Source organism: Ruegeria alba, assembly GCF_022321465.1.
GTDB classification, from domain to species: domain Bacteria; phylum Pseudomonadota; class Alphaproteobacteria; order Rhodobacterales; family Rhodobacteraceae; genus Ruegeria_B; species Ruegeria_B alba.
Window position 1 is genome coordinate 437,549 of sequence record NZ_JAKOEM010000001.1, and the last position, 19,608, is coordinate 457,156.

Genomic DNA, 19,608 nt, shown 5'->3' on the forward strand with positions numbered 1-19,608 from the left:
ATGTTCGACAGGGCCGCCCGCATACGGACCGGTACACTGCCCGCCCTGCCACCGGCAGGCGCAGAAACCGATCCGCGTGTGCATGTGGAACTTGCGCATCTGCGCAAGCTCGAAGGCCGCGCCAGGACGCTCAGCTTTCTGCCACGCCAACCTGCCGGCAGCGCGCTGAACGGACGCCATGCGTCGCGGATGCGCGGGCGCGGGCTGAATTTCGAGGAATTGCGCGACTACCTGCCTTCGGACGATATCCGCTCGATCGACTGGAAGGTGACGGCGCGCACCGGCAGGCCGCATGTCCGGGTCTTCACCGAAGAGCGCGACCGCCCGACGTTGATCGTGGTCGATCAGCGGATGTCGATGTTCTTCGGTTCGGTGCTGAACATGAAATCGGTCACGGCGGCGGAATGCGCGGCACTTGCCGCCTTCCGCATTCTCGATCAGGGCGACCGGGTCGGTGGCATCGTCTTTGGCGACGAGACCCTTGCCGAGATCCGGCCCCAGCGAAGCCGCGCCGCGCTGGACCGGTTGCTGCTGGCCATCACGCGGGCCAATGCGCTGTTGCGGGCCGATGCCCCCAAGGTGGCGCCGGTCGGCCTGAACGACGTGTTGCAAGCGGTGGGACGGATCGCGCCGCGCAATCACCTGATCCTTGTCTTTTCCGATTTCGACGTGATCGACGAGCTGACGCAGAAACTGGTCAATGCCCTGTCGCGCCAGAACGACCTGATCCTGGGGCTGGTGACCGACCCCATCGCGGACGATGTTCCCGAGGGGCTGAAACTGGTGATCTCTGATGGTGAGCTTCAGGCCGAGATCGACACCGGAAACACGACGGTGCATCGCGACCTGCGCGAGATGTCGCGCGGACGTCTGGCCGAGGTGCTGGACTGGCAGCGCCGTTATCGCGTGCCGGTGCTGCCGCTGAGCGCGGCCGAGGACAGCCTGACCCAGATGAAACGTCTGATGGGGCTTGGCCCGAGATGAGCGAGCAGGGACAGGACCCGCCGGTCACTCTGGTCGATCTGATCGGCCAGCTGGTGCCACCCGACCCGCCGCCGCCAGTGTCGATGCTGCCGCAAACCGCCGGTTGGGCGGTGCTGGCAGTGCTTGCCGGCGTTGCTGTGGTCTATGGCCTCTGGCGCTGGTGGCGCCATTATCACGCCAATCGCTACCGGCGCGCGGCGCTGGCCGCTCTGGCACGCGCGGGCGGCGACCCGGTGGTGATCGCCGAAGTGCTGCGGCGCACCGCGCTGGTGGCCTTTCCGCGACATGAGGTGGCCGGGTTGAGCGGGACCGAATGGCTGGTTTTTCTCGACCGGACCGGTGGGGGTGGCACGGCGTTCACCCAGGGACCCGGACAGGCACTGGCCAGCGCGCCCTATCGGTCGGGCAGTACCGCGCCCTCCGGTCTTGCCGATCTGGCCGCACGCTGGATCCGCCGCCATCGGCGCGAGGTGTCGCGATGATCGCCCTCGGCTTTCCACTTGCGCTGTTGCTCCTGCCGCTGCCGCTTGTGGTCTGGCGCTTTCTGCCTGCGCGGCGCGAGCAGGTCTCGGCACTGCGCTTTCCCTTCTTTCGCCAGATCGTACGTGCGGCAGAGGTGACACCTGGCGAGGGGGCGGTGATCCTGCGGCGGACCCGGCTCCAGATGACGGTGGCGATTACCGTCTGGGTGCTGCTGGTGCTGGCGTTGGCACGACCCGAACGGCTGGGCGCCCCGATCGAGATGACACGCTCGGCCCGCGATGTGGTTCTGGCCATCGACATTTCCGGCTCGATGGACATCGTCGATTTCGCCGCCCCAGATGGCACCCGTCTGCAACGTCTGGATGCGGTCAAAGATGTGGTGAGCCGCTTCGTGGCCGAGCGCGAGGGCGACCGGATCGCGCTGATCGTGTTCGGCACCCAGGCCTTTCTCCAGGCGCCGCTGACCGAGGATCTGGCCACCATCGCCGCACTGGTCGAGCAGACCGAGGTCGGGATGGCCGGGCCACATACCGCCATCGGCGACGCGATCGGTCTGGCCATTCGCACCTTTGAAATCAGCGAGGTCGAGCAGCGCCTGTTGATCCTGTTGTCCGACGGCGCCGATACCGGCAGCCGGATGAGCCCGCTCAACGCGGCCGAGATCGCCCGCGCGCGCGGGGTCGAGATCCACACGATTGCGGTGGGCGACCCGCAGGCCAGCGGTGACACCCGCGTCGATACCCGCACGCTGGCCGATATCGCCAGCCGAACCGGCGGCAGCGCCTTTTTCGCCTCGGACGTAGAGGCGCTGGCCGGTGTCTATCAGCGGATCGACGCGCTGTCCCCCCGGCTGGTCGAACAGGTTTCGTATCGTCCGCGCAGGGTTCTGTCCTCATGGCTGCTTGGGCTGGTGGCGGTGCTTGGGATCGGGGCGCTGGGGCTGCTGACTGCCGCGCGCAGCGGGCGGAGGGCGGCATGAGCGAGATCCTGCTTTCCGAACTCGGGCTGGTGGTTGCCGCGTTCCACTTCCTGCGCCCGCTGTTCCTCTTCCTGTTGGTGCCGCTGGCGGCGCTGTGGTGGATGAACCGGCGCGCGGCGACCCGCAAGCCGCCGCTGCCCGAGGGGATCGCGCCGCATCTGCTGGCGGCGTTGACCGTGGGCGGTGGCGCGGCCCGGCGATATTTGCCCATCGACCATGTCTCGGCGCTGCTGGCATTGGCGGTGATCGGCGCCGCAGGCCCGTCCTGGACCCGGCAGGCCGATCCCTTTCTGGCCCAGACCGGTCCGGTGGTCATCGTGCTCGAGGTCACGCCTTCGATGACCACGCCCGATCTGGCGCCAAGCCGGCTGGAGCGCGCCAAGTTCAAGATCCGCGACCTGCTGGACCTGCGCGCCGGGGCGCGCACCGCCCTTGTGGCCTATGCCGGGACGGCGCACCGGGTCCTGCCCTTTACCGAGGACGCGCAGGTGATGCTGCCTTATCTTGAGGGGCTGACGCCCGATGTGATGCCGCAGGAGGGCGCGAATGCCACCGCCGCGCTGTCTTTGGCGCAAGAGATCCTTGCCGCCGAAGGCGTAGGCGGGGTGCTGGTCGTGGCGGACGGGCTGGACAGTGCCGATGTGGCAGCCTTCGACTCCGCCGGGGCCGGTGCGGCGACGACCGTTCTGGCGATGCTGCCCGATGGCGTTTCGGATATCGGGCTGGACCGGCTTGGCGCGGTGCCGGTGGTCCGGGCGACAACGGATGACAGCGACGTGCAGCGGCTGGACCGGATCCTGAATGTGGATTACCGCCGCGCGCTGCTGGATGATGACAGCCAGCCCTGGGAAGATCGCGGCTGGTGGCTGGCGGTGCCCGCCGCGCTGCTGGCGCTGTTGTGGTTCCGGCAGGGCTGGACCATGCGCTGGGGTGCGCTTTGCCTTGTCGCCTCGGTCGGACTCAACCCTGGTGCCGCACGGGCCGACGGGCTGGCCGACTGGTTCCTGACACCCGACCAGCAGGGCTATCGCGCGTTCAACCGGAACGACTTCACAGGCGCGGGTGACCTTTTTGCCGATCCGATGTGGAAGGGTCACGCGCTCTATCGAGCCGGGCGCTATGACGAGGCGATCGAGGTGCTGAACCGGCTGGAGACGCCCGAGGCCTCTTTTACCCAGGGCCTTGCCCATATCAAGAACCGCCAGTATCGCGACGGCGTGCGCGCTTTTGAAGCCACGCTGGAGCGCGACCCGGACTTTCCCGGCGCGGCAGAGAACCTGGAAACCGCGCGGCGCATCGTGACCTATGTCGAGGATGCCCGCGAGGCCTCGGACACGGGCGAAGAAACCGGCATCGGCGCCGATGACGTGGTGTTTGACAACGAGGCCAACCGGGGCGTCGGCACCCAGACCGATCGGCAACCGCGCGGTGATGAGGCGATCCTGACCAGTGACCAGTGGATGAACACGGTCGACACCCGAACGGGGGATTTCCTGCGCTATCGGTTCCGGTTCGAGGCATCGGGGGCGGGTCAATGAGAGGCGCGCTGTTCCTGGTCCTTGCGGTGCTCTCGCTTATCGTGACGGGACCGGCCCGCGCGCAGGACGTGCCCCGCGTGACGGTGGAGCTTGAGACCGCCGAGACGATACCGGGCCAGCCGCTTGACCTGCGGATCACGGTGCTGGTGCCCACATGGTTGCCCAAACCGGTGGTCTTCCCCACTTTCGAGGCGCCGAACCTGATGGTTCGCCTGCCCGAACGGGCGACAAACCCGATCAGCGAACGGATTGACCGCGACACCTGGTCCGGGGTCTCGCGGCGCTACCGGATCACGCCGCTGGTGCCGGGCCGCTTCGTGATCCCGCCGCAGGAACTGATCGTGACCTGGGCCGATCCCGACAGCGCTGCCCCCCGTGAAGAGGTCGTGCCAATTGAGGCGATCACGATCACCGGCATCCTGCCCGATGGCGCCGAGGGGCTGGACCCGTTCATCGCCGCCCGCGCGGTGACGCTGACGCAAGAGGTAACCGGGGCAACAGCGCCCCTTGGCCCCGGTGACAGCGTGATCCGTGAAGTGACCGCCACGATCGAGGGCGGACCGGCGATGCTGCTGCCGGGGTTGTTAGCCGTCGAACCGGTCACCGGGCTGACAGTCTACCCGTCCGAACCGGTGCTGAGCGAAACCGAAACGCGCGGCGAACCGGGCGGCAGCCGGGTCGAGCGGGTGACCTATCTGGCGCAAAGCGGCGGCAGCGGCGCCGCCCCGCCGGTCACGCTCGACTGGTACAACCTGGAAACCGGTCAGGTGGAAACGGCCTCGGTGCCGGGGGTCGATCTGACCGTGGACGCGCCCGTCGCGCGCAGTGTGCCCGCGCTTTCGCTACAGCTGCTGATCCTGGGCGCACTGGTGCTGGTGCTGGTGCTGGGTGTCGTCGCATTTGCCGTCCGCCCAGCGCTGCGGCGCTGGAAACGCTGGCGCGCGGCCCGGCTTAGCCGCTATCTTGCCTCGCCTGCGCACGCGCGCAGCTTGGCCATCGACGCGGCGCGGCGGCGCGATCTGTCGGCGACGCTGGCCGCGCTCGATCTCTGGGCGGCGCGGCTCGGCACCACGGACCCGCGCCGCGATCCGGCCATCGCCAGCGCGCTCAGGGCGCTCGGCGCGGCGCTCTATGGACCTGCATCCAGAGGCGATTTGGCGGACTGGCGTGCGCTTGACCGGGCACTTGCGGTTTACAGCCCCAACCGCGCGGGCCATCATCAGCTGGCCGGGTTGCCCCCGCTCAATCCGCGCTGACCGCGCAAACCGGAGTCGCCCATGTTTCGTTCCCTCCTTGTCGCGGTTCTGGCCTGTATCAGCCTGGCGATGCCATCCCTGGCGCAGACCGGTGACACGGAGACCGGAAGCGCCGATTACGTCGGCTCGGCCAGTTGCGCCAACTGCCACGAGGGCGAGGCCAAGGCTTGGCAAGGCTCGCATCACGCGCTGGCCTGGACCCTGCCGACGCCCGAGACCGTGCTGGCCGATTTCGATGACAGCGAGTTCAACCATGACGGGGTGCGCTATGCCTTTAGCCGCGCGGGCGCACAGTTTCGCGTCACCATCACCGAGGTCGACGGCAGCGAAAAGACTCATGATATCCACTCGGTCGCCGGGATCGCGCCGCTTCAGCAATACCTGATCGAGACCGAACCGGGGCGACTTCAGAGCTTCGACGTGGTCTGGGATGTCGACGGCGCCCGCTGGTACCACCTTTACCCCGAACAGGACCTGCCGCCGGGCGACGGCCTGCACTGGACCGGCCCCTACAAGAACTGGAACGCACGCTGCGCCGAATGCCACGCAACCGGGTTCGAGAAGAATTACGATGCGGCAAGCGACAGCTACCACTCGCAACAGGCCGAGATCGGCGTGGGCTGCGAGGCCTGCCATGGCCCCGGTTCCGCGCATGTGACCTGGGCCGAAACCGCTCGCGAGCGAAGCCCGCAGGACCCGCTGCTGCCGCCCGAGGGCTATGGGCTTGCCATGGACTTCAACACCGCCGGCACCGAGGCGATGATCCAGCAATGTGCCGGCTGCCATTCCCGGCGCGAGCCGATGGGGCAGGGCAACCCGATACCGGGGACGCCCTATCACGACGCCTATACGCTGTCGCTTTTGCGGCCGGGTCTCTATCACGCCGACGGCCAGATCCTGGACGAGGTCTATGTCTATGGTTCGTTCCTGCAATCGAAGATGTATCAGCGCGGGGTGGGCTGTCTGGACTGTCACGAGCCGCATGGCGCGACGCTGCGGGCCGAGGATAACAGCCTGTGTACCCAGTGCCACTCCCCGGCGGCGAACCCGCGCTTTCCCAGCCTGAAAGCAGCGCTCTACGACGATCCCGCGCATACCTTCCACCCCAAGGGCTCTGCCGGGGCAGAATGCAAGTCCTGCCATATGATCGAGCGTGATTACATGGGGATAGACGGGCGGCGCGATCACAGTTTCCGCATCCCGCGCCCGGATTTGGTGGCGGTTACCGGCGGGCCCGATGCCTGTACCGATTGCCATGCGGATCAGGATGCTGGCTGGGCGGCGGCGGAAATCGCCAAACGGTATCCCGATGCGGCCAAACGTACGCATTACGGCACGGTGCTGGCAGCCGGGCGGGCCGATCCGGTCGCGGCGGGGCCGGGGTTGCGCATCCTGGCCCAGGATCGGGATCAGGCCGGGCTGGTCCGCGCGACGGCACTCTGGCTCTTGTCTCAGGGGGGCGATGCCAACAGTGCCGAGTTCCTGGCCGGGCTGCTAGAGGACGACGATCCCCTCGTGCGCGCCGCGGCGATCGGGGTTCAGCGCGCGGCGCCCCCTCAGACACGTGTGCAGCGGCTGATCCCGCTGCTGGCGGATCCGGTGCGCATGGTGCGGATCGAGACCGCCAAGGCGATGCTGGATGCTCCCATTGCGCGGCTGCCGGCCCGCATCGAGGCGCAGATGCAGGCAGCGATGACCGACTGGCGCAGGGCGCTTGCAGCACGTGTCGATTTCCCCGAAACCCATATGGTGATGGCGGGCATGGCGCTGACCATGCGCAACATCCCGGCCGCGCGCGGCGCGTTCCGGCAGGTGATCGCGATGGACCCGCAACGCGAGGAGGCCTGGATCATGCTGGCGCGCATCGCCGCGGCGATGGACGGGCCCGACGCTACGGCCGGGGTGCTTGACGAGGCGTTGGAGAAATTGCCGCATAGTGCGGCGCTCAACGAGATGAAACGCTCGGTTGCTGAACAGTAGCGGCAGCGCGTGCGGTCCGGACAATTGACTTGGAGGAGGAACAAGATGGTGAACAGCAGCCCAAGAATGACGGCGCCTGCGCTGGTTGCGGCACTAGCCTGCATTGCACCCGCCGTACCCGCCCTGGCACAGGAACGTCCGAAACTGGTCTTGCAGATCACCGTCGATCAATTGCGCGGCGACCTGATCGAAAGGTTCGGTGCGGGACTTGGCGAGGACGGGTTCCGCCGCCTGATCCGGGGCGGTGTCCATTTCACCCAGGCCCATCACGGCCATGCCAATACCGAAACCATCGTCGGCCACACCACGCTGGCCACCGGTGCCGATCCGGCGGTGCACGGGATGGTCGCCAATGTCTGGTTCGACCGGGTCGAGGGCGGTCAGGTCTACAATGTGCAGGATCCCGACTATCCGCTGGTGGGCGCCGCCGGGGTCGATGCGGCGACCGAGATCGACCCGACCCAGCGCGCCGCCACCACCGATGGCCGCTCGCCCGGCAATATCCTGACCTCGACCATCGCCGACGAGATCGGCATGTTCTTTGGTCCCGAGGCGCTGATCTTTGGCGTGTCGATCAAGGATCGGGGCGCGATTTCGATGGCCGGCCATACCGGTCAGGCCTATTGGTTCTCGAAATCCGAGGGGCGGTTCGTAACCTCGACCTTTTACCGCGACGACTACCCCGGCTGGGTGAGCGACTGGAACGGTTCGGGCATGGTCACCTCGTATGCCGGGACAAGCTGGACGCTCGCGGACGCGCCCGAAAGCTACATGTTCGGCACCCGCGACGACCAGCCGTGGGAGACCGACTTTCCCGGTTTCGGGCGCAGCTTTCCCCATCCCTGGGGAGAGGCGGATGACAAGTATTACACCACCCGCCTGACGCTCAGCCCGGCAGGCGACGAGATCACCGTGGATTTCGCCAAGGCGCTGATCGAGGCCGAGGGTATCGGGCAGGACGCGGTGCCCGATTACCTGTCCATCTCGCTGTCTTCGACCGACTATGTCGGGCATGTCTTCGGGCCGTCGAGCCTGGAGGCCGAAGACAACATTCGACGCCTCGACCGGACGCTGGCCGATCTCCTTGATTTCGTGGATGACAGGGTCGGGCTGGATCAGGTGCTGGTGGTGCTGTCCGCCGATCATGGCTCTCCCGAGAACCCGGGCTACCTTGCCACCCATGGCATCAAGGCCGGCACTTTCGATTTCGAGCGCGTCGATACAGAGCCCGGTTTCGTGCGTCTGGGCGCGCAATTCGGCGAGGCGCGCGCGCTGATCCGCAACTTTTCCAGCCCCTATGTCTATCTCAACCGCGAGCTGATTGCAGAGAAGGGGCTCGATCCGGCGACGGTCGAGGATTCGGTTGCGCGTGAACTTGACCTGCTGCCGGGCATCGACCTTGCCGTATCCAGCCGCCGCTTGCGCGAGGGGCAGATCGGCGAGGGCAAGGTGGTGGACGCGGTGCGCCGCAACTTTCACCGCGACCGGTCGGGCGATATCTATGTCGTGTTCGAACCGCATTGGTTCATCGCCGATTTTGACGGGCTGACGGTGGCCTCGGCGCATGGGTCGCCGTGGACCTATGACACCCATGTACCGGTGATCTTTCATGGCCCCGGCATCCCCCCGGCACGCATTGCGCGCCATGTCGAAACGGTGGACGTGGCGCCGACCATCGCCGCCTATCTGGGCACCAAGCCGCCCTCTGGCGCGACCGGGGTTCCATTGACCGAGGTGCTGGACTGAGCGGGAGGCCGGTACCACGGGCGAATAGAGGCACAGTCATTCAGGGGGCGGTATCCGGTTCCGCGATCGGGCCATTGTGCCCGAACCGACAGTATTTGCGGTTCTGATCCTGAAACAGGCGCGGATGCCGCTTGCAACATGAATATGCCAGGGGGTGGTATGGTGGTTCCGAAGGGGATGAGCCTTTGGGTAATTCGCGGCCCTCTCCATACTTCGGCTCGCGGTCCATCCTGCCAGAGCGGATGACGAGGCGGTATGCACTCGTAAAACAAAAACCCCCGAGCCTGCGGCACGGGGGACATCCGGTCTTTTTCCTGTTTAGGGACGGTCAGCCGCCCCAGGAGCGGACCTCGCCGCAATCCATGTGCACGAAATTCGAGCGGTAGTATTTGCCGACACCGCCAGCGCGGCAGGAAATCGCGGCATTTGCCATCTGGCTGACCGAGCGTGAGGCAAGCCGCAGGTCGGCGGCCTGGCCCTGCATGTGCAGCGAGTTGCGGGCCACCCCGCGCGAGCGGCTGCGCAGCATGGCATTGGTCTGCGGGCTGCGATAGCCGGACAGCAGCATATAGGGCTCGTTCACGTCCATCAGGTTGTGGGCGGCGGCCATGATGTCGATGGTACGCAGGTCCATGGTCTTGACCTGATCGACGCGCCAGTCGCGCATGAAGTAATTGATCTCCTTCACCGCGTCCTTGATGTAGTCGCCGTCGATCCAATACACCATGTCGATGCGTTCGCCGGTGCGGCCAGAGTACATTCGGATGCGGCGGATGTCGCCGCCGCCACGCAGGAACCCTGCGGCCATCGAGTAGGTGGGAGCGGCCGCCACTGCGGTTGCGGTGAATGCCCGAAGAAGTGCGCGCCGAGTAAGGCCCGTCGAGGTGTTGTGAGTCATGTGACTGTTTCGTCCCGTACGTCGTCCTGCCTGCACACGATGTTACGTGTACATTGTTAATAACCATCCCCCGGTTGCGCATTTGTATGGCACAGGGGGATTCGTTCGCCAAGTTTTCTTTCAGAATGTGTCATCCAAGGGGGAATTTTCGGCAGATTTTCGCCCAAACAGGTGATGCATATGCAGCAATTCGCCGCTAGCCAATGCGCCCCCGGCGCGGAAGGGCGATGCATCCGCGCATCATCCGGACCGCCATGTTGGCATCTGATGCAATTGTGAATGGACTTTTTCCCCTGGTTCTCACGAAGTTTTTCAGAGATTCACATCATTGCCCGTGATTAACCGCATTTGACCAGGACCCGAACATGCCGCATCTCAAACGCCCCCGCCTTCGTCTCACGCTGACAGCCTTGCTGCTTGCCGGTGTCGCGGCGTTCGGCTCAGTCGGCGGGGCGGAAGCGCAAGTTACCGCATATAAACAAGCTGTTGCCGAGGCAAGCTATGGCGATGACGGGGTTGCCGCCTTTTATCGCAAGAACGGCTATCAACCGGTCTGGACCGGAGAGGGGGCCGAATTCACAGCCCGTCGCGCCGCCCTGATCGAAGCGCTGAGCATGGCCGAGGTGCATGGCCTGCCCGCCGGACGCTATGACATCGAGGCACTAAGGGCGCAGATGGCGTCCGCGCGCACCACCCGTGACATGGGGCTGGTCGAAGTCGCACTGAGCCGCGAATTCGCCCGCTTTGCCCGTGACCTGCAAACCGGCCTGCTGACACCTTCGCAGATCGACGACGGCATGGTGCGCGAGGTAGAACGCCGGGGCGCCGAGGTTTATCTCACCGAATTGCAGGCGTCCCAACCTGCGCGCTACATGCGTGGACTGGCCCCGGATACCGCGCAGTACCGGGCGCTTCTGAAACTCAAGCTCGACCTTGAACATGCGCTGGCCACCGGTGGCTGGGGGCCGACCGTTTCGGGCGGCAAGCTGGAACCGGGCAACAGCGGCCCGCGGGTCGTGGCGCTGCGCAACCGGCTGATCGCCATGGGATACATGGAGCGCAGCGCGGTGGCGAGCTATGACGGCACGCTGCAAAAGGCGGTTCAGGCGTTTCAGCTGGCCCATGGGCTGGAGCCCGACGGGGTTGCCGGCGACGGCACCCTGGACGAGATCAACAAATCCGTGGCCGACCGGTTGAAATCGGTGATTGTCGGGCTGGAGCGCGAACGCTGGCTGCCGCGTGATCGCGGCGAGCGGCATATCCTGGTCAACCAGACCGATTTCACCGCCAAGATCGTGGATCATGGCCGCGTCACCTTTGAAACCCGTTCGGTCATCGGCAAGAATGTCAGCGACCGGCGCAGCCCCGAATTCTCGGACGAGATGGAGCATATGGTGATCAACCCGAGCTGGTACGTGCCGCGCTCGATCATCACCAAGGAATATCTGCCGAAACTGCGCGCAAACCCCAATGCGGTCCGGCATCTGGAAATCACGGACAGCCGTGGCCGCCAGGTCAATCGCGGTGCAGTGGATTTCAGCCAGTTCTCCAGCCGCAGCTTTCCCTTTGCCATGCGCCAGCCGCCGGGCAAGAGCAATGCACTGGGGCTGGTGAAATTCATGTTCCCGAACAAGTACAACATCTACCTGCACGACACGCCGCAGAAACACCTGTTCGCCCGCGAGGTCCGCGCCTATTCGCATGGCTGCATCCGGTTGGCGCAACCCTTTGAATTCGCTTACGCGCTGCTCGCTCTGCAAGAAACCGATCCGAAAGCCTTCTTTCACAACGTGCTGAACACCGGTCGTGAAACCAAGGTCGATCTGGAACGCCATGTGCCGGTACATATCATCTATCGCACGGCGGTGGTGGATGACCGGGGACAGCCCGGCTATCGGCGCGACGTTTATGGGCGTGACGCAAAGATTTGGGACGCGCTCAGTCGGGCAGGGGTGGTTCTGAGCGCGGTTCAGGGTTAAATCCACGGGGCCAACCACAAGAAGCAGGCCCCAGATGACCTATACCATTTCGCAGATCGCCAAGGCCCTCGGGGCCGAGGCCGCAGGCAATCTCGACCTGACCGTCACCGGCGCGGCGGAACCGGGCGATGCCGGGCGCGACCAGCTGGCGCTGGCGATGTCACCGAAATATGCCGAGGCGCTGGCACAGGGGGGCGCGCGCGCCGCGATCCTGTGGCCCGGCGCCGCATGGCAGGCGATGGGGCTTGAGGCCGCGATCTTTACCACCCGACCGCGTCTGGCCATGGCGGGCGTGACCGCCATGCTCGACCCCGGTCAGGGTGTTGCGGCGGGCATCCATCCCTCGGCGGTGATCGACCCCAGCGCCGAGATCGGCGCCGATGTCAGCATCGGGCCGCTGACCGTTGTGGGCGCACGGGCCCGGATCGGCGAGGGCTCGGTCATCGGGCCGCATTGCGTGATCGGCATGGATGTGGTGCTGGGGCCGGGCGCTTTCCTGCGCGAGATGGTCAGCATTGGCGCCCGCGCCACCATCGGCGCCCGTTTCATCGCGCAACCCGGCGCACGGATCGGCGGCGACGGCTTCTCGTTTGTTACGCCCGAGGTGTCGGGCGCCGAAAATGCCCGCAAGACAATGGGCGATCAGGGCGAGGCCAAGGCGCAGGCCTGGACCCGCATCCATTCGCTGGGCGCGGTCGAGATCGGCGACGATGTCGAGGTCGGCGCCAATTGCACCGTCGACAACGGCACCATCCGCAATACCAGTATCGGCGATGGCAGCAAGCTCGATAACCTTGTGCATGTCGGCCACAATACGCGTGTCGGGCGCGACTGTCTGCTCTGCGGGCAGACCGGCGTGTCCGGTTCGGTCGAGATCGGCAACAACGTGGTGTTGGGCGGCCAGACCGGGGTGGTCGACAATATCTTTATTGGTGACGGGGTGATCGCGGGGGGTGGCACCAAGATCCTGTCGAACGTACCGGCGGGCCGGGTGATCATGGGCTATCCCGGCGTGAAAATGGATCTGCATACCGAGATCTACAAGGCGCAGCGCCGTCTTCCTCGCCTGTTGCGCGACATCGCGGCACTGAAAAAGGCGGTTTCCAAACCGGGACCGAGCGAGTAAATCAGCGCCAGACAGAACCCAGAGGATCGACATGAGCATCAGCGACCGCGCTATCGCCATCATCGCCGAGCAGGCCGTGCTGGAGCCCTCCGACGTCAGCCCCGAAAGCACGCTTGAAGATCTGGGCATCGACAGCCTGGGCCTGGTGGAAAGCATTTTTGCCATCGAAGAAGAATTCGACATCTCGATCCCCTTCAATGCCAACGAACCCAGCCAGAGCGACTTCGATATCTCGAATGTGGCCGCGATCATCGCGGGCATCGAGAAGCTGGTTGCGGAAAAGGTCTGACCGCGCCCATGAAACGGGTTGTCATCACCGGGGCCGGCACCATCAACGCGCTGGGGCATTCGGTGCCCGAGACGCTGCACGCCATGCGCGAGGGCCATTGCGGCATCGGCGAACTGGAGTTTCGCGATGTCGAGCGGCTGGCCATCCGCATCGGCGGCCAGGTGCGCGGGTTCGAGGCCGAGGGCCGCTTCAACCGCCAACAGATGTCGCTCTATGACCGGTTCACCCAGTTCACCCTGACCGCAGCCAAAGAGGCGATCGACCAGTCGGGGCTGAACTTTCACGGTGAACTGGCGGCGAAATCGGGCGTGGTGCTGGGCACTGCGGGTGGCGGCGTCAGCACCTGGGACGAGAATTACCGCTCGGTCTATGAAGAGGGCAAGAACAGGGTCCATCCCTTTGTCGTGCCCAAGCTGATGAACAACGCGGCCGCCAGCCATGTGTCGATGGAACACAATCTCAAGGGTCCGTCCTTTACCGTGTCGACCGCCTGCGCCTCGTCGAATCACGCGATGGCGCAGGCCTTTTCCATGGTGCGCAGCGGCATGGCGCCGGTGATGGTCACCGGCGGATCGGAATCGATGCTGTGTTTCGGCGGGGTCAAGGCCTGGGAAGGGCTGCGGGTGATGTCCAAGGATGCCTGCCGCCCGTTCAGCGCCAATCGCAACGGCATGGTCCAGGGCGAGGGCGCGGGTATCTTCGTGTTCGAAGAGATGGAGCACGCCAAGGCCCGTGGTGCCGAGATCCTGTGCGAGGTTGCGGGATTTGCCATGTCCTCGGATGCCTCCGATATCGTGATGCCATCGAAACAGGGGGCGGCGCGGGCGATGGCGGGCGCGCTGGCCGATGCGCGGATCAATCCGGGTGACGTAGGGTATATCAACGCCCATGGCACCGGTACGGCGGCCAATGACAAGACCGAATGCGCTGCGGTGGCCGATGTGTTCGGGCGTCATGCCGACAGCCTGATGATTTCGTCCACCAAGTCGATGCATGGCCACCTGATCGGCGGCACTGGCGCGGTGGAACTGCTGGCCTGTATCATGGCGCTGCGTGATGGGGTGATCGCCCCCACCATCGGCTATGAGGAGCCCGACCCCGAATGCGCGCTGGACGTGGTCCCGAACGAGGCGCGCGAGGCCAAGGTCGATGTGGTGCTGAGCAACGCATTTGCCTTTGGCGGGCTGAACGCGGTGCTGGCGCTGCGCAAGGTCTGACCCGCGCCCCGGATCAGACGGATATGAAAAGGCCGCCAGGTTCCCCCGAACCGGCGGCCTTTCTGCAATCCGGTAAACAGGGTCAGTTGCTGACCACGTCCACCTTGTCATAGCTGGCGGTGAAGCCCGTCAGCGACAATTCCAGCGACACGGTCTGATCCGGGGCCGGGGCGGGAACCAGCGATACCGTTGCCTTGGCCCCCTTCTTCATCGCGTCGATATCGGCCTGGGTCAGACCGATTTGCGCGATGCAGCCGATCGGGTTGCAGAACGAGTAGTTGTACCGCTTGCCGGGTGCCCCATCGATCGAGATCGTCAGCTGGGCCGGCAACAGGGTTTCCAGCGGAACGATCACGGTTGCCCCTGCAACCGCGACACCGCCCTCTTCGAGCCGGAACATCGAAAACTCGGCCATCGGGTTGCCCTGAGCGTCGGTCAGGATCTGGAGCATCGAACAGGGGTCGGTTTCACCCTCTGTCTTGATGCAAGCCATGTCCCAATCGCCGATCTTCTCTTTGGAATAACGCTGTCCCAGCTGTGGCGAACCATCTGCCGGCGTGCCCAGATCAAGAAGCTGGTCGGCCGTCTTCTGCTCTTCCTGAGCCGGGGCCGTTTCGGCCGGTGTGGTCGTGTCCTGTGCCGTCGCGGCGCCGGTCAGGGCCAGCAGGGCGGCGGCGGACAGGGTAATCAGGGTCTTGGTCATGAATGCCTCGTCAAAAGATGAGCTGCTCGCGCCCCGTCTATCACGAGTGTTCGGCGCTGTCAGGGACAAAGCAGCGCATCAGCGGCGATTTGATGACAGCGGAGCCGAACAAAAAAGGGAACCCGTGAACCGGATTCCCTCTTATCTGTCTCCCCGTCGGACTGGCCGACTTAGTATTGTGAGCAGACGTTACGAGAGGCGCGCCAACGGGTCAACAGCTATCGCAGGTTTTTTCGACTCTCGGGGGCAATTGATTGGAGATGCACGATTTTTGACCGTCAGGTCGAAAAATGCCGTGCCCGAAGGCACGGCCAGTCTGACAGGGAGGAAGTGCCCCCGCAGCACCAGTCGTCTGAGGGGCAATAAGGACTATCGCAGGCAAAGGTTAACTTTGTATGGTTGCGGTGAGACGATGAATTTCGAGGCGTAAACCAAATGGACGGAAAGATTTTCCTGGGCGGCGGCGGCCCGGACTATGGCGTGGCGCAGGGGCTGGACCTGAAATATGCCAACCGGCACGGATTGATCGCGGGGGCCACCGGCACCGGCAAGACGGTGACGCTGCAAATCCTGGCCCAGGGTTTTGCCGAGGCTGGCGTGCCGGTCTTTCTGGCCGATGTCAAAGGCGACCTGTCGGGCATGGCCAAGCCGGGGTCGGCCGATCACAAGCTGCACGCGGCGTTTACCTCGCGCGCCGAAAAGATCGGTCTGACCGACTATGAATATCGCGCCTGTCCGGTGACCTTTTGGGACCTGTTCGGCGAACAGGGGCATCCGGTGCGCACCACCGTGGCCGAGATGGGGCCACTGTTGCTGTCGCAACTGCTGGAGCTGACCGAGGCGCAGGAAGGCATTCTGAACATCGCCTTCCGGCTGTCGGACGAGGAGGGGCTGCCGCTGCTTGACCTCAAGGATCTTCAGGCGCTGCTGGTCTGGATCGGCGAGAATGGCAAGTCGCTCTCGCTGCGCTATGGCAATATCTCGACCGCCTCGGTGGGGGCGATCCAGCGTCGCCTTTTGGTGATCGAGAACCAGGGCGGCGCGCGCCTGTTCGGGGAACCGGCGCTGGATCTGGCCGACATGATGCGGGTCGACGATCAGGGGCGCGGCATGGTCAACATCCTGGCCGCCGATACGCTGATGGCCTCGCCGCGGCTCTATTCCACCTTCCTGCTCTGGCTGCTCAGTGAACTGTTCGAGGAACTGCCCGAGGTGGGCGACCCCGACAAGCCGAAACTGGTGTTCTTCTTCGACGAGGCGCATCTGCTGTTCGATGATGCACCCAAGGCGCTGGTGGACAAAGTGGAACAGGTGGCGCGCCTGATCCGGTCCAAGGGGGTGGGGGTCTATTTCATCACCCAGAACCCGGCGGATGTACCCGAGGATGTGCTGGGCCAGTTGGGCAACCGCATCCAGCACGCGCTGCGCGCCTTTACCGCGCGCGACCGCAAGAACCTGCGGCTGGCGGCCGAGACCTATCGTGAGAACCCCGCATTCGACACAGAAGAGGCGATCCGCGAGGTGGGCGTGGGCGAGGCGGTGACCTCGATGCTGATGAAGAAGGGCGTGCCGGGGGTGGTGGAACGCACCCTGATCCGCCCGCCCTCATCGCAACTGGGCCCGATCACCCCGGCCGAGCGCAAGGCGATCCTGGCCACATCGGACATGGCGGGGAAATACGACACGCCGCTGGACCGCAAATCGGCCTTCGAGATCCTGGCGAAACGGGCCGAGGAGGCCGCGAAAGAGGCCGAACAGGCCGAGGAACGCGCCGAGGAGGCCAGCCCGTGGGAACGGGAATACAACTCGGCCCGCCGCTATTCCGGCAGCAGGGTGGGCCGCTCGACCGCGCGCCAGACCAGCAGCCGGCGCCGCAGCGAGGACACGCTGACCAGTGCCATGGGCGAGGCGGTGATCAAGGAACTGAAAGGCACCACCGGCCGCCGCATCGTGCGCGGCATCCTGGGCAGCCTGTTCAAGGGGCGGTGAGTGTCTTGACGCGGGATATGTATGGGCTGAAGCCCATGCCTCCGGCGGGGATATTTGGAGCAAGAGGAAGGGGCGCGTCGCGCCAGAGAAGAAAGGCCGCGTCCGGGTGGGGCGCGGCCTTTCTGGATGTTACTTCTCCGGGATCAGGCCGCGTGGGCTGAACCTGAGCACCAGGAGCAGGATGATCCCCATGGTCAGGAGCCGCATATGGGCGGCGCTGTCGATCAGGTGCGATTTCAATGCGCTGCCCTCGGCCATGCCGCTGGTGATCACCTGCATCAGGAAGAGGCCCAGAGGCTCGACCTGAACCCAGAGGAACCAGATCAGCATCGCGCCCAGCACGGCGCCGAAATTGTTGCCGGACCCGCCCACGATCACCATCACCCAGATCAGGAAGGTAAACCGCAGCGGCTGATAGGTGCCCGGTGTCAACTGCCCGTCAAGCGTGGTCATCATCGCACCGGCGATGCCGCAGACCGCTGATCCCAGCACGAAGATTTGCAGGTGTCTGCGGGTGACGTCCTTGCCCATCGCCTCGGCCGCGACCTCGTTGTCGCGAATGGCGCGCATCATCCGGCCCCAGGGGCTTTTGAGCGCCATCTGCGCCATCCAGAGAAGGACCAGCAGCACCACCATGAACAGGACCGAGTAGCCCAGTTTCACATAGAGGGTGGAGGCGGTGACCGGGTCGATGCCCAGCGACGCGGCGCTTTCGACGAATCCGGCATCGTTTTGCAGGTCGATCTCGTAAGGCACCGGGCGGGGCAGGCCGATCACGTTCTTGACCCCGCGCGCCAGCCAGTCCTCGTTCTTCATCACCGCGATGATGATCTCGGCGATGCCCAGCGTGGCGATGGCCAGATAGTCCGAGCGCAGGCCCAGCGCCGTCTTGCCGATCAGCCAGGCCGCGCCAGCGGCCAAGAGACCACCTGCGGGCCAGGCCAGCAGCACCGGCAGGCCGAGGCCACCGATATTGCCCGCCGCGGCCGGATTGATCGCCTCGACCGCCATCACGTTGGGGTCAAACACCGCGCGATAGAGGACAAAGCCCAGCACCAGCACCGCCAGCATCGCCAGGTTGCGCCCGCGTCCCTTGGGCATGTGGCGTGATACCAGAACGGCGGCCACCACGGTGGCAGCCCCAAGAAGCAGCGCCAGCACGATGCCGAAGCCGCCCGCGCTCCACGCCTCGGGCGAAAGCGGCTCGGCCACCAGCACCACGGCCAGTCCACCCAGCGCGACAAAGCCCATAACACCTACGTTGAAAAGCCCGGCAAAGCCCCATTGCAGGTTCACCCCGATGGCCATGATGGCCGAGATCAGCCCCATGTTCACGATCAGGATGGCCGAGTTCCAGCTTTGCATGAAACCGGTGATCACGATCAGCACGGCGACGCCCAGAAACAGGGCGGTGTTCTTCACTGTCTCGGTCATACCGCTTTCCCCTTGAAGAGGCCCGTAGGCTTGAACAGCAGCACGATCAGCAGGATGACGAAGCTGACCGCGAATTTGTAATCGGTGCTCAGAAGCTGCACCAACCCGTCGGGTGACATGCCCTCGGGCGCCAGATAGCCCAGCACCTTTTTCCAGGCATAGGTCACCGTCACCTCGGAAAAGGCGATGACGAAACCGCCCGCGATGGCGCCCAGCGGGCTGCCCAGACCGCCCACGATGGCCGAGGCAAAGATGGGCAGCAGAAGCTGGAAATAGACAAAGGGCTTGAAGCTTTTGTCGAGGCCATAGAGCACACCCGCCGTGGTGGCCAGCGCCGCCACGATGAGCCAGGTGTACATGACCACGCGCTCTGGGTTGATGCCAGAGAGCAGCGCCAGATCCTCGTTATCGGAATAGGCGCGCATCGATTTGCCGGTGCGGGTCCGGTTCAGGAACCAGAACAGAAGCGCCACGCAGATCACCGCCACAACCACGGTCAGTGCCTGGGTTGTCTTGATCGCCAGCCCTTCGTCGAGCCCGGTCATCTTCTTGAAATCACGAGCCGAGATCAGGAAGCGGGTGCCATCGGCAAAGTTCTGGTCATTGGGGCCGATGATGAAACGCACCAGCCCGTTCATGATGAACATGACGCCCATCGACACGATGACCAGGATCACCGGTTTCGCCTTTTGCTCGCGGTAAAAGCGATAGACCGCGCGGTCGGTGACCAGAACCAGCGCCATGCAGCCAAGAATGCCGAAGGGCAGCGCCAGAAGCGCGGTGGGCAGCGGACCAAGGTGAATGCCATGCGATTGCATCCACCAGGTCACCAGCACGGTGATCATGGCGCCGAACGCCATGGTGTCGCCATGGGCAAAGTTCGAGAACCGCAGGATGCCATAGATCAGCGTGACGCCCAGCGCACCCAGCGCCAGCTGGCTGCCATAGGCGATCGCGGGGATCAGGACAAAGTTAGAAAGCGCCACAAGGGCGTTGAGGATTTCCAT

Annotated in this window: 16 protein-coding genes; 12 read left to right on the forward strand and 4 right to left on the reverse strand. The window is 64.9% G+C overall.

All coding sequences use genetic code 11. From position 1 onward, the window contains the following. The 7 genes from MB818_RS02100 to MB818_RS02130 are packed head-to-tail and all read left to right on the forward strand — an operon-like array spanning position 1 to position 8,966. Positions 1–984, forward strand: a complete 984-nt coding sequence (locus MB818_RS02100) for a DUF58 domain-containing protein (RefSeq protein ID WP_234215719.1) — start codon at positions 1–3, stop codon at positions 982–984. Next, positions 981–1,466 (forward strand): DUF4381 domain-containing protein, encoded by a 486-nt coding sequence (locus MB818_RS02105; RefSeq protein ID WP_234215717.1) that lies wholly within the window; start codon positions 981–983, stop codon positions 1,464–1,466. Before MB818_RS02100 ends, MB818_RS02105 begins: the two co-directional genes overlap by 4 nt. Beyond that, on the forward strand, positions 1,463–2,446 hold the full coding sequence (locus MB818_RS02110; RefSeq protein WP_238903725.1) for a VWA domain-containing protein: 984 nt from the start codon (positions 1,463–1,465) through the stop codon (positions 2,444–2,446). The genes MB818_RS02105 and MB818_RS02110 overlap by 4 nt, the downstream gene beginning before the upstream one ends. Further along, complete coding sequence (locus tag MB818_RS02115) at positions 2,443–3,984, forward strand: VWA domain-containing protein (RefSeq protein ID WP_234183486.1); 1,542 nt, start codon at positions 2,443–2,445, stop codon at positions 3,982–3,984. The genes MB818_RS02110 and MB818_RS02115 overlap by 4 nt, the downstream gene beginning before the upstream one ends. Then, on the forward strand, positions 3,981–5,240 hold the full coding sequence (locus MB818_RS02120; RefSeq protein ID WP_234183485.1) for a hypothetical protein: 1,260 nt from the start codon (positions 3,981–3,983) through the stop codon (positions 5,238–5,240). The genes MB818_RS02115 and MB818_RS02120 overlap by 4 nt, the downstream gene beginning before the upstream one ends. Before the next feature lie 21 nt (positions 5,241–5,261). Next, entirely contained in the window at positions 5,262–7,220 is a 1,959-nt protein-coding gene (locus tag MB818_RS02125; RefSeq protein ID WP_238903727.1) for a multiheme c-type cytochrome, read from the forward strand. Positions 7,221–7,265: 45 nt separating this feature from the next. After that, positions 7,266–8,966: an alkaline phosphatase family protein gene (locus MB818_RS02130; RefSeq protein ID WP_238903728.1), complete on the forward strand. Its 1,701-nt coding sequence runs from the start codon at positions 7,266–7,268 to the stop codon at positions 8,964–8,966. A gap of 328 nt (positions 8,967–9,294) precedes the next feature. Here the strand turns inward: MB818_RS02130 and mepK are convergent, their stop codons facing one another. Continuing rightward, positions 9,295–9,864 (reverse strand): peptidoglycan L,D-endopeptidase MepK, encoded by a 570-nt coding sequence (mepK, locus tag MB818_RS02135; RefSeq protein ID WP_234144265.1) that lies wholly within the window; start codon positions 9,862–9,864, stop codon positions 9,295–9,297. A gap of 365 nt (positions 9,865–10,229) precedes the next feature. On the opposite strand from mepK, the gene MB818_RS02140 reads away from it, so the two are divergent. The 4 genes from MB818_RS02140 to MB818_RS02155 are packed head-to-tail and all read left to right on the forward strand — an operon-like array spanning position 10,230 to position 14,475. Then, positions 10,230–11,843, forward strand: a complete 1,614-nt coding sequence (locus MB818_RS02140; protein ID WP_234144264.1) for a L,D-transpeptidase family protein — start codon at positions 10,230–10,232, stop codon at positions 11,841–11,843. A gap of 34 nt (positions 11,844–11,877) precedes the next feature. Continuing rightward, positions 11,878–12,969, forward strand: coding sequence for a UDP-3-O-(3-hydroxymyristoyl)glucosamine N-acyltransferase (lpxD, locus tag MB818_RS02145; RefSeq protein WP_238903730.1), 1,092 nt, complete (start codon positions 11,878–11,880; stop codon positions 12,967–12,969). A 31-nt stretch (positions 12,970–13,000) separates the two neighbouring features. Then, entirely contained in the window at positions 13,001–13,258 is a 258-nt protein-coding gene (locus MB818_RS02150; RefSeq protein WP_234136701.1) for an acyl carrier protein, read from the forward strand. A gap of 8 nt (positions 13,259–13,266) precedes the next feature. Beyond that, positions 13,267–14,475 (forward strand): beta-ketoacyl-[acyl-carrier-protein] synthase family protein, encoded by a 1,209-nt coding sequence (locus tag MB818_RS02155; protein ID WP_234136702.1) that lies wholly within the window; start codon positions 13,267–13,269, stop codon positions 14,473–14,475. An 82-nt stretch (positions 14,476–14,557) separates the two neighbouring features. On the opposite strand, the gene MB818_RS02160 is transcribed toward MB818_RS02155, so the two are convergent. Next, positions 14,558–15,178 (reverse strand): invasion associated locus B family protein, encoded by a 621-nt coding sequence (locus MB818_RS02160; RefSeq protein ID WP_234136703.1) that lies wholly within the window; start codon positions 15,176–15,178, stop codon positions 14,558–14,560. Positions 15,179–15,613: 435 nt separating this feature from the next. Here MB818_RS02160 and MB818_RS02165 point away from each other — a divergent pair, with 435 nt between their 5' ends. Continuing rightward, positions 15,614–17,167: a helicase HerA-like domain-containing protein gene (locus MB818_RS02165; RefSeq protein WP_238903732.1), complete on the forward strand. Its 1,554-nt coding sequence runs from the start codon at positions 15,614–15,616 to the stop codon at positions 17,165–17,167. 129 nt (positions 17,168–17,296) lie between these two features. Here the strand turns inward: MB818_RS02165 and MB818_RS02170 are convergent, their stop codons facing one another. Together MB818_RS02170 and MB818_RS02175 are read right to left on the reverse strand one after the other, a co-directional pair. Next, positions 17,297–18,601, reverse strand: a complete 1,305-nt coding sequence (locus MB818_RS02170; RefSeq protein ID WP_234136705.1) for a branched-chain amino acid ABC transporter permease — start codon at positions 18,599–18,601, stop codon at positions 17,297–17,299. After that, positions 18,598–19,608, reverse strand: coding sequence for a branched-chain amino acid ABC transporter permease (locus tag MB818_RS02175; RefSeq protein WP_234136706.1), 1,011 nt, complete (start codon positions 19,606–19,608; stop codon positions 18,598–18,600). Before MB818_RS02175 ends, MB818_RS02170 begins: the two co-directional genes overlap by 4 nt.

Coding starts and splice junctions, on each gene's coding strand:
- MB818_RS02100 (WP_234215719.1), top strand. CDS start 1: ATGTTCGACAGGGCCGCCCGCATACGGACCGGTACACTGCCCGCCCTG.
- MB818_RS02105 (WP_234215717.1), top strand. CDS start 981: ATGAGCGAGCAGGGACAGGACCCGCCGGTCACTCTGGTCGATCTGATC.
- MB818_RS02110 (WP_238903725.1), top strand. CDS start 1,463: ATGATCGCCCTCGGCTTTCCACTTGCGCTGTTGCTCCTGCCGCTGCCG.
- MB818_RS02115 (WP_234183486.1), top strand. CDS start 2,443: ATGAGCGAGATCCTGCTTTCCGAACTCGGGCTGGTGGTTGCCGCGTTC.
- MB818_RS02120 (WP_234183485.1), top strand. CDS start 3,981: ATGAGAGGCGCGCTGTTCCTGGTCCTTGCGGTGCTCTCGCTTATCGTG.
- MB818_RS02125 (WP_238903727.1), top strand. CDS start 5,262: ATGTTTCGTTCCCTCCTTGTCGCGGTTCTGGCCTGTATCAGCCTGGCG.
- MB818_RS02130 (WP_238903728.1), top strand. CDS start 7,266: ATGGTGAACAGCAGCCCAAGAATGACGGCGCCTGCGCTGGTTGCGGCA.
- mepK (WP_234144265.1), bottom strand. CDS start 9,864: ATGACTCACAACACCTCGACGGGCCTTACTCGGCGCGCACTTCTTCGG.
- MB818_RS02140 (WP_234144264.1), top strand. CDS start 10,230: ATGCCGCATCTCAAACGCCCCCGCCTTCGTCTCACGCTGACAGCCTTG.
- lpxD (WP_238903730.1), top strand. CDS start 11,878: ATGACCTATACCATTTCGCAGATCGCCAAGGCCCTCGGGGCCGAGGCC.
- MB818_RS02150 (WP_234136701.1), top strand. CDS start 13,001: ATGAGCATCAGCGACCGCGCTATCGCCATCATCGCCGAGCAGGCCGTG.
- MB818_RS02155 (WP_234136702.1), top strand. CDS start 13,267: ATGAAACGGGTTGTCATCACCGGGGCCGGCACCATCAACGCGCTGGGG.
- MB818_RS02160 (WP_234136703.1), bottom strand. CDS start 15,178: ATGACCAAGACCCTGATTACCCTGTCCGCCGCCGCCCTGCTGGCCCTG.
- MB818_RS02165 (WP_238903732.1), top strand. CDS start 15,614: ATGGACGGAAAGATTTTCCTGGGCGGCGGCGGCCCGGACTATGGCGTG.
- MB818_RS02170 (WP_234136705.1), bottom strand. CDS start 18,601: ATGACCGAGACAGTGAAGAACACCGCCCTGTTTCTGGGCGTCGCCGTG.
- MB818_RS02175 (WP_234136706.1), bottom strand. CDS start 19,608: ATGGAAATCCTCAACGCCCTTGTGGCGCTTTCTAACTTTGTCCTGATC.